This window comes from Streptomyces sp. NBC_00249 (genome assembly GCF_026342355.1).
Lineage (GTDB): Bacteria > Actinomycetota > Actinomycetes > Streptomycetales > Streptomycetaceae > Streptomyces.
In genome coordinates, this window is the sequence record NZ_JAPEMV010000002.1 from 891,464 (window position 1) to 904,503 (window position 13,040).

A 13,040-nucleotide genomic window follows, 5' to 3' on the forward strand; every position below is an offset into this window, starting at 1 on the left:
GCTCCAGCCTCGCCGGCGTTTGAGGCGCGGGGGTCCGGGGGCAGAGCCCCCGGCAACGGACCCGCACCTACGACCGCCCCCGGAACCGCCGCCGCTCCCCCTCCACCTCCGCGGCAGCAGCGGCCGCGTCGGCCAGCCGCACCACCGCCGTGTCCCGCCCGGCCACCACCGGCTTCGGCGACCGCGCCGCCTTGGCCTTGTACTGCGCCGCGTCGGCCAGCCGGAACAGCCGCCGGGAGGACTTGACCGGCCCGATCGGGTCCCCGGTCGAGGCGACCCCGCACGCCACCCCGTCCCCGAGCTCCAGCTCGGCGGCCCGTACGCACACCTCCTCGGTCACCCGCACCACCTCGTCGGCGGTCGCCCCGACGCTGACCAGGCAGAACTCGTCCCCGCCGAGGCGCGCCACCAGCGCCCCCGGCAGCATGGCCCCGCACAGGCTCAGCACCGACCCGAACCGTTCCAGCAGCCGGTCGCCGGTGGCGTGGCCCAGGGTGTCGTTGACCTTCTTGAGGCCGTTCAGGTCACAGACGACCAGGCTGACCACCGCCCCGGTCCGCCGGTGCTCCTCCAGGGCCTCGTCGAGCCGCATGTCCACGGCCCGCCGGTTGGCCAGTCCGGTCAGCGGGTCGGTGAAGGCGAGCCGCCGGGCCTCCTCCAGCCGCTCGTTCTGCGCGAGCCCGGCCGCGATGACGGCGGCCAGGACGGTGGCGAACTCGGCGTCGTCCTCGTCGAAGTCGGCCATTCCCTCGTCCCGGGCCACGTACAGCTCGCCCCAGGCGCGCCCGCTCAGCACGATCGGCGCGACCACGCAGGTGCCGCGCCCGCGCCGGCGCAGGGCCTCGCCACGGCGGCCGGGCCGGTCGCCGACGGCGCTCTCCACCCAGGCGTGGGGCCCGCCGCCGCCGGCCCAGCGCTCGTGGAGGAACTCGGTGATCTCGGGGAAGTCGTGCACGGGGTAGGACTCGTCCTCGGGGAACTCCTCCTCCCCGGCCCGCCGCTCGCCCTCGTTCACGAGGACCCGCAGCCGCCCCCGCTCACGCTCCCAGGCGGAGATCGCGGCGAACGACCCGTCCATCGCCACCCGCGCACCGCGCGCGGCCGCCCGGACACTGTCCCGCGGCGCGCACGCCGCCGCCATGGCCTGCGCGAGGCCCACGACGGCCCGAAGCCGTCCGTCAACTCCCATCACCCCAGGTTAGGGAGTTTTGTCCGATTTAGTGACAATCGGCGCGACTTTCGGCGACACCAAGATCACACCAAGTAATCGGACGCCTACTCCCCGGGCCAGTTCGGCCGACGCTTCTCGTTGAACGCCGCCACACCCTCGGCCCGGTCCCCCGAGAAGGCCACCGTCCGCCAGGCCGCGTCCTCGATCTCCAGCCCGGCCGCCAGGTCCATCCCGTGCCCCAGCCGCAGCGCCCGCTTGGCCGCCCGCAGCCCGACCGGGGAGTTCGCCGCCATCGCCGCCGCCAGCTCCAGGGCCTGCGTACGGGCCTCGCCCGCCGGAGCCACCGAGTCCACCAGCCCCAGGGACAGCGCCTCGGCCGCCTCCACCCGGCGCGCCGTGAAGATCAGCTCGGCCGCCCGGGCCGCACCGACCCGGCGCGGCAGCAGCTGCGTACCGCCGCCGCCGGGGATCACCCCGACCGACACCTCGGGCAGCCCCACGACCGCCGTCTCGTCGGCCACGATCACGTCGCAGGACAGCGCCAGCTCGAAGCCACCGCCCAGCGCGAAGCCGTGCACCGCGGCGACCGTCGGCATGGGCAGGTCCAGCACGCCGCCGTACGCCCCCCGGGTGGTCGGCCGCTGGCGCACCAGCTCGGCGTCCGACAGCGAGTTCCGCTCCTTGAGGTCCGCGCCGACGCAGAACGCCCGCTCGGCGGAGGAGGACAGCACCACGGCCCGCACCGAGGCGTCGGCGGCCAGCGCCGCGCAGGCGGCGCCCACGGACCGCGCCATCTCCGTCGACACGGCGTTCATCGCCTTCGGCCGGTCCAGCACCAGCTCGGCGACCACACCGCCCTCGCCGTGGCGCCGCACCACGACGAACTCCCCGAACCGGATCTCGTCCACAGCCACGCCACACCCTCCCGGTTAACGAACGTTACGCCGGGATCTTAGGCTTCCTGCGCGTCAGCGACCAGGGCTCCACGACACCCAGACCGCGCACCGGCCGCTGCCACATCGGCTGGAGCGCGAAACGGTACGAGCCGCCGCCCTCCTCGGACTCGGCCTCCTTCTCCGAGACCGGAGCGGCCCCGGTCCGGCCCAGCTCCTGCGCCATCGCCCCGTCCACCAGCACCGCGTCCTTCGGCGCTATCGACGTCAGCCGGCTGGCCAGGTTCACGGTCGTCCCGAACACGTCGCCCATCCGGGTCGTCACCGTCCCGAAGGCGATGCCCACCCGCAGCTCCGGCATCTGGGGATCGGCCTCCATCGTCTCGATCAGGCGCAGCGCGATCTCCGCCGCCGTCGCCGCGTCGTCCGCGCAGTAGAGGACCTCGTCGCCGAGCGTCTTGATCAGCCGGCCGCCGTGCGCGGCCACCAGGTCCGCCGCCGTCGTCTCGAAGGCCTCGACGAGCTCGCCGAGCTCCTCCTCCTCCAGCCGCCGCGTCAGACGGGTGAAGCCCACCAGGTCCGCGAAGCCCACCGCGAGACGCCGGTCGACCATCTCCTCGTCGTCCGCCACCTGCACCACCCGCCCGGTCGCCGCCGCCAGCTGGCGGCGCCACACGTAGACGAGGAACTCCTCCAGCTCCGGCAGCAGCAGCTCGACCAGCGGGTACGTGACCTCCGTACGGGTCATCCCCGGCTCCGGGGGCTCCGTCAGCCCCTCCAGGAAGGAATCGATCTGCCATTCCGCCAAGCGGGCGGTGGTCTGCCCCGTGGACCGCGCCACCTGCACCGCCATCGGCTCGCTCAGCAGCCCCGCCTCCACCAGACCCGCCAGCCGCCGCAGCGCCAGCACGTCCGCCTCGGTCAGGGCCTTGGCCTGCCCGATGTCCGCGAAGCCCATGGCCCGCCAGAACCGCGAGGCCAGCTCCATCGACACCCCGGCACTCCGGGCCGCCTGGAACGGCGTGTACCGCCGCTCGGCGCCCAGGATCAGCTGCTCCAGCCGGATGGCGAGGGGATCCGCCGTCGGCTGCGCCGTGTGGTCGACCTCGTGCATGGGCGTGTGCTGATCCCGCCCGATCGGGGTACCGGGCCCGCTCACGGAGCCGGACCCGGACGGGCTGGACGTAGAGTCGTCGACGGTCAAGGGCCGCCTCCTGTCCATTCCGTACGCACTTCCGAACCGGGTGATCACCGCGGGACCGCGATCGCCTAAACCATACGGCAGGTGTGCCGTAGCTCACTCCCCCCAATCCAGCCCCGCCGACGTTTGAGGCGCGGGGGTCCGGGGGCTGGCCCCCGGCAACGGCGCCGCACCGGGCAGCGGACGTCACCGTCCACCGCCCGGCCAGGGCAAGGGCAAAGGTCAGTGCACCCCCCTCAGGTGCACCACGTCCCCCGCCCCCACCGACTCCCGCTCGCCCTCCACGGACCGGATCACCAGCCTCCCGTCCGCGTCCACCGCTTCGGCCGTCCCGGTGAGTGCCCGCCCTCCCGGCAGCTCCGCGCGGACGTGCCGGCCGAGCGTCGCGCAGCTCGCCGCGTACGCCTCCTGGAGCCCGCTCTCGGCCGGGTCCCCGCCCGCGTCGCGCCACCTCCCGTACCACTCCTCCAGCGACCGCAGCACCGCCTTGAGCAGCGGTTCCCTGTCCGTGACGGAGGCCTTCGCCAGCAGCAGCGACCCGGCGGCCGGTACGGGCAGCTCGTCCTCGGTGAGGGTGACGTTGAGCCCGATCCCGAGCACGATCCCGTCGGCGACCCGCTCCGCGAGGATGCCGCCGGTCTTGCGCTCCTCGCCCTCGACCCCGACCAGCAGGTCGTTGGGCCATTTGAGCAGCGTGTCCACGCCCGCCGCCCGCGACAGCCCGGACGTCGCGGCCACCCCCGCCAGCAGGGTCAGCCACCCCCACCGCTCCTGCGGGACGCCCGCGCCCGGCTTGAGGAGTACGGAGAAGAACAGCCCGGACCGGGCCGGCGCCGTCCAGGTCCGGTCGAGGCGCCCGCGTCCGGCGGTCTGCTCCTCGGCGACGAGCACGGCCCCCTCGGGCAGCGTCGCGGCCCGCGCCGCGAGATCGGTGTTGGTGGAGCCGGTGGCGGGGACCACCTCCAGGGAGGTCCACAGCCCGCCCTCGACGACGAGGGCCCGCCGCAGGCCCGCGGCATTGAGGGGAGGCCGGTCCAGGCTCGACCAGCGTCCTGCTGAGGCTCCGGCTGCTGCATCTGATGGCATGATCGGATTCCTTATGTCGCCGACTGTGACCCTTTGACCCGGGATTGTGTTCGGATCGTGACTGACCATAGCTTCCGGGCTGTGGGCAATTCAGTCGTTAAGAGGGCATTCAAATTCCGTTTCTACCCGGACGACGCGCAGACGACAGAGCTGTCGCGAACGTTCGGGTGCGTGCGGAAGGTCTACAACCTCGCCCTCTCCGCCCGCGCCGATGCCTGGGCGCGTCAGGAACGGGTGAGCTACGCCCAGACATCCGCGATGCTCACTGCGTGGAAGCAGACCGACGAACTCGCCTATCTGGCCGAGGTGTCCTGCGTACCCCTCCAGCAGGCACTGCGGCATCTCCAGAACGCCTTCACCGCGGGAACCGACCACCGTGACCGTGTCCCGGGACTCGGCCGGCCGCTGGTTCGTCTCGCTCGACCGCGAGGGGAACGCGGCCGTCAACCTTCTGACCGCCGGGCTGGCGGTCACTGCCTGTGGAGCGGGCACAAGACCCCGGCCGGGCTCCTCCCGGCCGGGGCAGCGCGCGGTGAAGCAGGAAGCCCCACCCGCGAGGGTGGGAACCCCCTCCTCTAAGGGCGGGGGCGAGGCCAAGCAAGCCACATTAGGTGTGTCAAACGCCGCACTGCCGAGCGCCATGCCCGCCGATACGCTACGCACCAGTAGCCAGCAGCAGTCAATCAATTGACCAGGCAGTTGACACCACACAGGGAGCCGCGACCCCGATGTCACAACCCTCAGAGCCGACCGACATGCACACGACCGCGGGCAAGCTCGCGGATCTGCGGCGCCGAGTCGAGGAAGCCACCCACGCAGGTTCCGGTAAAGCCGTCGAGAAGCAGCACGCCAAGGGCAAGCTGACGGCGCGTGAGCGGGTGGCCCTGCTGCTGGACGAGGGGTCCTTCGTAGAGCTCGACGAGTTCGCCCGGCACCGTTCCACCAACTTCGGGCTGGAGAAGACCCGGCCCTACGGCGACGGCGTCGTCACCGGCTACGGCACGGTGGACGGCCGGCCGGTGGCCGTGTTCTCGCAGGACTTCACCGTCTTCGGCGGGGCCCTCGGCGAGGTCTACGGCCAGAAGATCATCAAGGTGATGGACTTCGCGCTGAAGACGGGCTGCCCCGTCATCGGCATCAACGACTCCGGCGGCGCCCGCATCCAGGAGGGTGTCAGCGCCCTCGGCATGTACGGCGAGATCTTCCGCCGCAACGTCCACGCCTCCGGTGTGATCCCGCAGATCAGCCTGGTCGTCGGGCCCTGCGCCGGCGGGGCCGTGTACTCCCCGGCCATCACCGACTTCACGGTCATGGTCGACCAGACCTCGCACATGTTCATCACCGGCCCGGACGTCATCAAGACGGTCACCGGCGAGGACGTCGGCTTCGAGGAGCTCGGCGGCGCGCGTACGCACAACAGCACGTCCGGCGTCGCCCACCACATGGCGGGCGACGAGAAGGACGCCATCGAGTACGTGAAGTCCCTCCTCGCGTACCTGCCGTCGAACAACCTCTCCGAGCCGCCCGCCTTCCCCGAGGAGGCGGACACCGAGGTCTCCGACGCCGACCTCGAACTCGACACGCTGATCCCCGACAGCGCGAACCAGCCGTACGACATGCACACCGTGATCGAGCACGTCCTCGACGACGCGGAGTTCCTGGAGACGCAGTCGCTGTTCGCCCCGAACATCCTGACCGGCTTCGGCCGCGTCGAGGGGCACCCGGTGGGCGTCGTCGCCAACCAGCCGATGCAGTTCGCCGGCTGCCTGGACATCGACGCCTCCGAGAAGGCCGCCCGGTTCGTCCGTACGTGCGACGCCTTCAACATCCCCGTGCTGACGTTCGTCGACGTCCCCGGCTTCCTGCCCGGCACCGACCAGGAGTACAACGGAATCATCCGGCGCGGCGCGAAGCTGATCTACGCGTACGCCGAGGCCACCGTCCCCCTGATCACCGTCATCACCCGCAAGGCCTTCGGCGGCGCCTACGACGTCATGGGCTCCAAGCACCTCGGCGCCGACCTGAACCTGGCCTGGCCGACCGCGCAGATCGCCGTCATGGGCGCCCAGGGCGCGGTGAACATCCTGCACCGCAGGACCATCGCCGAGGCCGCCCCCGAGGAGGTGGACGAGGTCCGGGCGCGGCTCATCACCGAGTACGAGGACGCGCTGCTGAACCCGTACACGGCCGCCGAGCGCGGGTACATCGACGCGGTGACCCTGCCGTCCGAGACCCGGGCGCACGTGGTGAAGGGGCTGCGGCAGCTGCGCACCAAGCGGGAGTCGCTCCCGCCGAAGAAGCACGGCAACATCCCCCTCTAGCCTCTCCAGCCCTCCAGGAGGACTCAGTGGTGATCAAGGTCGTCAAGGGCAACCCGACCCCCGAGGAGCTGGCCGCCGCACTGGCGGTGGTCCAAGCGCGCGCGGCGGCGCTGGCCTCCGGCCCGTCGGGCGCGCCCCGGATCCGCGACGAGTGGGCGGCGCCCGGCCGCGTGGCGCGCCGGACCCTGCCGCAGCCGGGGCCCCGCGCGTGGGGCCGTACGTACTGGCCCGGCCAGGGCTGAGGCCCGCGCCGGGGCCGGGTGCCGGCGAAGATGGCGTGAACGGACGGTGGCGCCTGAGTACTCGTACTCAGGCGCCACCGCCGTACCGGGGCAAGGATCGGGGCATGCTCTGGTCAGACCCGAAGAACGAGCCGCCGAAGGACATGCGCGACGTCCAGGCGATGCTCCGGCGGCTGCTCGTGGTGCTCGCCCTCGCCACGGTGGTGTGCGTGTACGTGCTGGGCGTGGCCCCCTTCTAGGGGACGGGCCCAGGCGGTGCTCCGCCGCGCCCTACGATGGCCCGCATGACCGTACGCACGCTCGTCCTCGCCTCCGCCTCCCCCGCCCGGCTGAACCTGCTGCGGCAGGCCGGGCTGGCCCCGCACGTGATCGTCAGCGGCTTCGACGAGGACACGCTGAACCACGACAACCCGGCCGATCTGGCGCTGGCCCTCGCCGAGGCCAAGGCGGGCGTGGTGGCGGCCCTGCCGGAGGCGGCGGGCGCGCTGGTGATCGGCTGCGACTCGGTGCTGGAGCTGGACGGCGAGGCGCTGGGCAAGCCCGCCGACGCCGAGGAGGCCACCGCCCGCTGGAAGTCGATGCGCGGGCGTGCCGGTGTGCTGCGCACCGGGCACTGCGTGATCGACACGGCGGACGGCCGTCAGGTTTCGGCCACCGCCTCCACGACGGTCCGCTTCGGCGAGCCGACGGACGCGGAGGTGGCGGCGTACGTGGCCAGCGGGGAACCGCTGCACGTGGCCGGGGCGTTCACCCTGGACGGCCTGTCCTCGCCGTTCATCGACGGCATCGACGGCGATCACGGCAACGTGATCGGGCTCTCCATGCCGCTGTTGCGCTCCCTGCTGGGGGAACTGGGACTGTCCATCACGGACTTGTGGGCCTGAGCTCCGCGCCCGGGCGGCGCTCGTAGAGCGTCAGGGACAGCACGAGCAGGCAGAAGACCAGCATCGTCGCCGCGAAGGCGCCCCAGCCCACCAGGCCGACGGAGAGGGCGCCGAGCAGTGCGTGGGTGACGGCGGCGGCGGCGAGCACGAAGCGGGCGAAACGGCCCGGCGGACGGTCCCGCAGCCCGGCGACGGCCAGGAGCACGGCGCACAGCAGCAGGAAGGCGCCGATGGCTACCCCGAGGCCGAAAGTCACCCTCGACATGACGACCGGGTCCGAGCCGGCGATGGACATCGACTGGTTCGCGGTGGTCCGCCCCAGGACGACGTGGACGAGGACCAGCACCGCCGCCTCCGCGACGAGCACGGCCGCGGCCAGCCCGGCCACGAGTCTGCGCAGCACGACGCCCCCATCCCCCACACGCCACCAGCGTGGGCGTGTTCGACGCCCTGGAGGCTACTAACGAGTAAACCTGGGGACAAGGGGTCGGGGCGCCTTCGTTGCGGGAGTGCTCCGTGACGGCTCTCACTCAAAGAATGCATAGGCCGTTCGTAGGGACTCGACAAAGAATCAGCGGGGGCCGCTGACCCGGCGAACAGAGACCTTCGATACGCAACGGGGTTACTGTGCAGTCGGGGATCTCCCTGACCTGGGGCGACACAAGGGTTTTCCGACTCGGGCGAGCCCCGCGTCACGCTCTGTGTGGGCAAGCTCACCTCCGGGGAAGGGTCGAAAGGCCGTGTGGCCTGTCCCTAAACTCAGCTTGTTTCAAGGAGGGAGCCATCGTGCGCAAGGTGCTCATCGCCAACCGTGGCGAAATCGCTGTCCGCGTTGCTCGGGCCTGCCGGGATGCCGGGATCGCGAGCGTAGCCGTCTACGCCGATCCGGACCGGGACGCCCTGCACGTCCGCGCGGCAGACGAAGCTTTCGCGTTGGGCGGTGACACCCCGGCAGCCAGCTACCTCGACATCGGCAAGGTCCTCCAGGCAGCGGCCGACTCCGGAGCCGACGCCATCCACCCCGGATACGGATTCCTGTCCGAGAACGCCGACTTCGCCCAGGCCGTCCTCGACGCCGGCCTCACCTGGATCGGCCCGCCCCCGCAGGCCATCCGCGACCTCGGCGACAAGGTCGCCGCCCGCCACATCGCCCAGCGGGCCGGCGCACCCCTCGTCGCGGGCACCCCCGACCCCGTCTCCGGGGCCGACGAGGTCGTCGCCTTCGCCAAGGAACACGGCCTGCCCATCGCCATCAAGGCAGCCTTCGGCGGCGGCGGCCGCGGCCTCAAGGTCGCCCGCACCCTCGAAGAAGTCCCCGAGCTCTACGACTCCGCCGTCCGCGAAGCCGTCGCCGCCTTCGGCCGCGGCGAATGCTTCGTCGAGCGCTACCTCGACAAGCCCCGCCACGTCGAGACCCAGTGCCTCGCCGACAGCCACGGCAACGTCGTCGTCGTCTCCACCCGCGACTGCTCCCTCCAGCGCCGCCACCAGAAACTGGTGGAGGAAGCCCCCGCGCCCTTCCTGACCCAGGCCCAGAACGAGGAGCTCTACGCCGCCTCCAAGGCCATCCTCAAGGAAGCCGGATACGTAGGCGCCGGCACCGTCGAGTTCCTCGTCTCCGCCGACGGCCTCATCTCCTTCCTCGAGGTCAACACCCGCCTCCAGGTCGAACACCCCGTCACCGAGGAGGTCGCCGGAATCGACCTCGTCCGCGAGATGTTCCGCATCGCCGACGGCGAGGAACTCGGCTACGGCGACCCCGTCCTGCGCGGCCACTCCATCGAGTTCCGCATCAACGGCGAAGACCCCGGCCGCGGCTTCCTCCCCGCCCCCGGCACCGTCACCAGGTTCAGCCCGCCCACCGGCCCGGGCGTGCGCCTCGACGCGGGTGTCGAGTCCGGCTCCGTCATCGGACCCGCCTGGGACTCCCTCCTCGCCAAGCTCATCGTCACCGGCGCCACCCGCGAACAGGCCCTCCAGCGCGCCGCCCGCGCCCTGGACGAGTTCGAGATCGAAGGCATGGCCACCGCCATCCCCTTCCACCGCGCCGTCGTCACCGACCCCGCCTTCGCACCCACCGACGGCACCCCCTTCACCGTCTTCACCCGCTGGATCGAGACCGAGTTCGTCAACGAGATCCCCGCGTTCACGGCTCCGGCCGCGGAGGACACCGAGGACGAGCCGGGCCGCGAGACGGTCGTCGTCGAGGTGGGCGGCAAGCGCCTGGAGGTCTCCCTCCCGTCGTCCCTGGGCATGACGCTGGCCCGCACGGCCGCCGCCGGCGGTGCCAAGCCGAAGCGCCGCGCCGCGAAGAAGTCCGGTCCGGCCGCGTCCGGCGACACCCTCGCGTCCCCGATGCAGGGCACGATCGTCAAGGTCGCGGTCGAGGAGGGCCAGCAGGTCAACGAGGGCGACCTGATCGTCGTCCTGGAGGCCATGAAGATGGAGCAGCCGCTCAACGCGCACCGCTCCGGCACGATCACCGGCCTCAAGGCCGAGGTCGGCGCCTCCCTCACCTCGGGCGCCACCATCTGCGAGATCAAGGACTGACCCCGCGTCGTCCGACGACGAGGCCCCGCCCGGTCCACCCGGGCGGGGCCTTCGTCGTAGCGGTACGCCCCGCGGGGCGTAGGCCGTCTATCGCCGCCGCATGTCCGCGACGCGGGCGCGTTCGCCCGCCTGCTGCTCCAGCAGTGACGCGGGCGCGCTGCGCAGCTGGGCGGTGGGGCCGCCGCGCCGCTGTACGGGCAGCGGGGACTCCCGGCGGGGCCTGCGGCCCTGCATGCCGTCCCCGCCCGCGCCGCCGCCGTGGCCCCCGCCGGAGGCCACCGCGGTACCGGCCACGGTGATCTGTACGCCCTGGTCGGCCAGCGCCTGCAACTCGGTGGCGGCCCGGTCGTCGTGCGGCGGCGGCTCGTCGGTCACCAGCCGCGTCATCACGTCCGTCGGCACGGTCTGGAACATGGTGTCGGTGCCGAGCTTGGTGTGGTCGGCGAGGACGACCACCTCCGCCGCGGCCTGCACCAGTGCCCTGTCCACGCTCGCGGAGAGCATGTTGGAGGTGGACAGCCCGCGTTCGGCGGTCAGTCCGCTCCCGGACAGGAAGGCCCGGGAGACCCGCAGCCCCTGGAGGGACTGTTCGGCACCGCTGCCGACGAGGGCGTAGTTGGACCCGCGCAGGGTGCCGCCGGTCATCACCACCTCCACCCGGTTGGCGTGCGCCAGTGCCTGGGCGACGAGCAGCGAGTTGGTGACGACGGTCAGGCCGGGCACCCGGGCGAGCCGGCGGGCCAGCTCCTGGGTGGTGGTACCCGCGCCGACGACGACGGCCTCGCCCTCTTCGACGAGGGAGGCCGCGACATCGGCGATGGCGGTCTTCTCCGCCGTCGCGAGATGGGACTTTTGCGGAAAGCCGGATTCACGGGTGAAACCGCCCGGCAGTACCGCACCGCCGTGCCGGCGGTCGAGGAGTCCTTCTGCCTCCAGTGCCCGCACGTCCCGCCGTACGGTCACTTCGGAGGTCTGGACGACGCGGGCGAGCTCCCGGAGCGATACCGCTCCGTTGGCCCGCACCATTTCGAGGATCAATTGGCGACGTTCTGCAGCGAACACGAAACTGACAGTAACCCGGGCGACCGTCTGCTTTCAGCTCTTTGCGCCGGAATACCGAAGTTGTCCATACGGTGGGGCAACGAGTGGTATACGCGGCGGGACGGACGGGCGAACGCCCGCCCCGTACCCGCTCCCTGACCCGGCCTCCGCCCCAACCCCCGTGGGGGAAGGGGCGGTTGGCCGTAGGTCACGCCTCTCCGGCGGCCTTGCGCGTGTGCAGCTGGCGGGCGACCTCGGCGATCGAACCCGACAGCGAGGGGTACACCGTGAACGCGTTTGCGATCTGCTCGACCGTCAGGTTGTTGTCGACGGCGATCGAGATGGGGTGGATGAGCTCGCTCGCGCGCGGCGAGACGACCACGCCGCCGACCACGATGCCGGTGCCCGGGCGGCAGAACATCTTCACGAAGCCGTCCCGGATGCCCTGCATCTTCGCGCGCGGGTTGCGCAGCAGCGGGAGCTTCACCACGCGGGCGTCGATCTTGCCCGAGTCCACGTCGGCCTGGGTGTAGCCGACGGTGGCGATCTCGGGGTCGGTGAAGACGTTCGAGGAGACCGTCTTGAGGTTCAGCGGGGCCACCGCGTCGCCGAGGAAGTGGTACATCGCGATGCGGCCCTGCATGGCGGCGACGGAGGCCAGCGCGAAGATGCCGGTGACGTCGCCGGCCGCGTACACGCCGGGCGAGGAGGTCCGGGACACCTTGTCGGTCCAGATGTGGCCGGACTCCTTGAGCCGGACCCCGGACTCCTCCAGGTTCATGTTCTGGGTGTTGGGGATGGCGCCGACCGCCATCAGGCAGTGCGTGCCGGTGATGACCCGGCCGTCGGAGAGGGTCACCTCGACGCGGTCGCCGACCCGCTTGGCGGACTCGGCGCGCGAGCGCCCGATGACGTTCATGCCGCGGCGGCGGAAGACGTCCTCCAGGACGGCGGCGGCGTCCGGGTCCTCGCCCGGCAGCACGCGGTCGCGGGAGGACACCAGGGTCACGCGGGAGCCGAGCGCCTGGTACGCGCCGGCGAACTCGGCGCCGGTGACGCCGGAGCCGACCACGATGAGCTCCTCGGGGAGCTCCTCCAGGTCGTAGACCTGGGTCCAGTTCAGGATCCGCTCCCCGTCGGGCATGGCGTCGGGGATCTCGCGGGGGGTGCCGCCGGTGGCGATGAGCACCGCGTCGGCGGTGAGGATCGTCTCCGTGCCGTCGGCGGCGGTGACGATGACGTCCCGGGTGCCGTCGATGCCCTGGGGCCCGCCGAGCTTGCCGCGGCCGCGCAGGACGCGGGCGCCGGCCCGGGTCACGGAGGCGGTGATGTCGTGGGACTGGGCGAGCGCGAGGCGCTTGACGCGCCGGTTCACCTTGCCGAGGTCCACGCCGACGACGCGCGCGGCCTGCTCCAGGGGCGGGGTGTCGTCGGCGACGACGATGCCGAGTTCCTCGTACGACGAGTCGAAGGTCGTCATGACCTCGGCCGTCGCGATGAGGGTCTTGGAGGGGACGCAGTCGGTGAGCACCGACGCACCGCCCAGACCGTCGCAGTCGACGACGGTCACCTCCGCGCCGAGCTGGGCCCCCACCAGGGCTGCCTCATACCCGCCGGGTCCGCCGCCGATGATCACGATCCGGGTCACGAA

12 protein-coding genes and 1 pseudogene are annotated in these 13,040 nt (G+C 72.0%); 6 read left to right on the forward strand and 7 right to left on the reverse strand.

Going from position 1 to position 13,040, the window contains the following annotated elements; translation table 11 throughout:
• Positions 1-67: 67 nt before the first annotated feature.
• The 4 genes from OOK31_RS12880 to OOK31_RS12895 form a co-directional block, all read right to left on the reverse strand.
• Positions 68-1,189, reverse strand: a complete 1,122-nt coding sequence (locus tag OOK31_RS12880) for a sensor domain-containing diguanylate cyclase (protein ID WP_267012584.1) — start codon at positions 1,187-1,189, stop codon at positions 68-70.
• Between the two features lie 86 nt (positions 1,190-1,275).
• Positions 1,276-2,079, reverse strand: a complete 804-nt coding sequence (locus tag OOK31_RS12885; RefSeq protein ID WP_267012869.1) for an enoyl-CoA hydratase/isomerase family protein — start codon at positions 2,077-2,079, stop codon at positions 1,276-1,278.
• 31 nt (positions 2,080-2,110) lie between these two features.
• Complete coding sequence (locus OOK31_RS12890; RefSeq protein ID WP_267012585.1) at positions 2,111-3,178, reverse strand: adenylate/guanylate cyclase domain-containing protein; 1,068 nt, start codon at positions 3,176-3,178, stop codon at positions 2,111-2,113.
• A 309-nt stretch (positions 3,179-3,487) separates the two neighbouring features.
• The gene (locus OOK31_RS12895; RefSeq protein ID WP_267012586.1) at positions 3,488-4,351 is read right to left on the reverse strand and encodes a biotin--[acetyl-CoA-carboxylase] ligase; all 864 of its coding nucleotides are present in this window, start codon (positions 4,349-4,351) and stop codon (positions 3,488-3,490) included.
• An 81-nt stretch (positions 4,352-4,432) separates the two neighbouring features.
• Between OOK31_RS12895 and OOK31_RS12900 the strand changes: the two are divergent.
• From OOK31_RS12900 to OOK31_RS12920, 5 genes and pseudogenes are all read left to right on the forward strand, one after another.
• Positions 4,433-4,772, forward strand: a pseudogene (locus tag OOK31_RS12900) (helix-turn-helix domain-containing protein); the annotation flags it as partial.
• A 307-nt stretch (positions 4,773-5,079) separates the two neighbouring features.
• The gene (locus OOK31_RS12905) at positions 5,080-6,672 is read left to right on the forward strand and encodes an acyl-CoA carboxylase subunit beta (protein WP_267012587.1); all 1,593 of its coding nucleotides are present in this window, start codon (positions 5,080-5,082) and stop codon (positions 6,670-6,672) included.
• A 29-nt stretch (positions 6,673-6,701) separates the two neighbouring features.
• Positions 6,702-6,914 (forward strand): acyl-CoA carboxylase epsilon subunit, encoded by a 213-nt coding sequence (locus OOK31_RS12910; RefSeq protein WP_267012870.1) that lies wholly within the window; start codon positions 6,702-6,704, stop codon positions 6,912-6,914.
• Between the two features lie 104 nt (positions 6,915-7,018).
• Positions 7,019-7,153 carry a morphogenic membrane protein MmpB gene (mmpB, locus tag OOK31_RS12915; protein ID WP_267012588.1) on the forward strand — a complete coding sequence of 45 codons (135 nt, stop codon included), beginning with the start codon at positions 7,019-7,021 and terminating at the stop codon, positions 7,151-7,153.
• Positions 7,154-7,189: 36 nt separating this feature from the next.
• Positions 7,190-7,798 carry a nucleoside triphosphate pyrophosphatase gene (locus OOK31_RS12920; RefSeq protein ID WP_267012589.1) on the forward strand — a complete coding sequence of 203 codons (609 nt, stop codon included), beginning with the start codon at positions 7,190-7,192 and terminating at the stop codon, positions 7,796-7,798.
• Here the strand turns inward: OOK31_RS12920 and OOK31_RS12925 are convergent.
• Positions 7,779-8,201, reverse strand: coding sequence for a hypothetical protein (locus OOK31_RS12925; protein ID WP_267012590.1), 423 nt, complete (start codon positions 8,199-8,201; stop codon positions 7,779-7,781). The two genes, OOK31_RS12920 and OOK31_RS12925, sit on opposite strands and share 20 nt — an antisense overlap.
• 383 nt (positions 8,202-8,584) lie before the next feature.
• Between OOK31_RS12925 and OOK31_RS12930 the strand changes: the two genes are divergently transcribed.
• Complete coding sequence (locus OOK31_RS12930) at positions 8,585-10,348, forward strand: biotin carboxylase N-terminal domain-containing protein (RefSeq protein WP_267012591.1); 1,764 nt, start codon at positions 8,585-8,587, stop codon at positions 10,346-10,348.
• A gap of 87 nt (positions 10,349-10,435) precedes the next feature.
• Here OOK31_RS12930 and OOK31_RS12935 read toward each other — a convergent pair whose 3' ends face one another.
• Both OOK31_RS12935 and OOK31_RS12940 read right to left on the reverse strand, forming a co-directional pair.
• Positions 10,436-11,410, reverse strand: coding sequence for a DeoR/GlpR family DNA-binding transcription regulator (locus tag OOK31_RS12935; protein WP_267012592.1), 975 nt, complete (start codon positions 11,408-11,410; stop codon positions 10,436-10,438).
• 187 nt (positions 11,411-11,597) lie between these two features.
• A complete protein-coding gene (locus OOK31_RS12940) occupies positions 11,598-13,037 on the reverse strand; it encodes an NAD(P)H-quinone dehydrogenase (RefSeq protein ID WP_267012593.1) in 1,440 nt (479 codons plus the stop codon).
• Positions 13,038-13,040 lie beyond the last annotated feature (3 nt).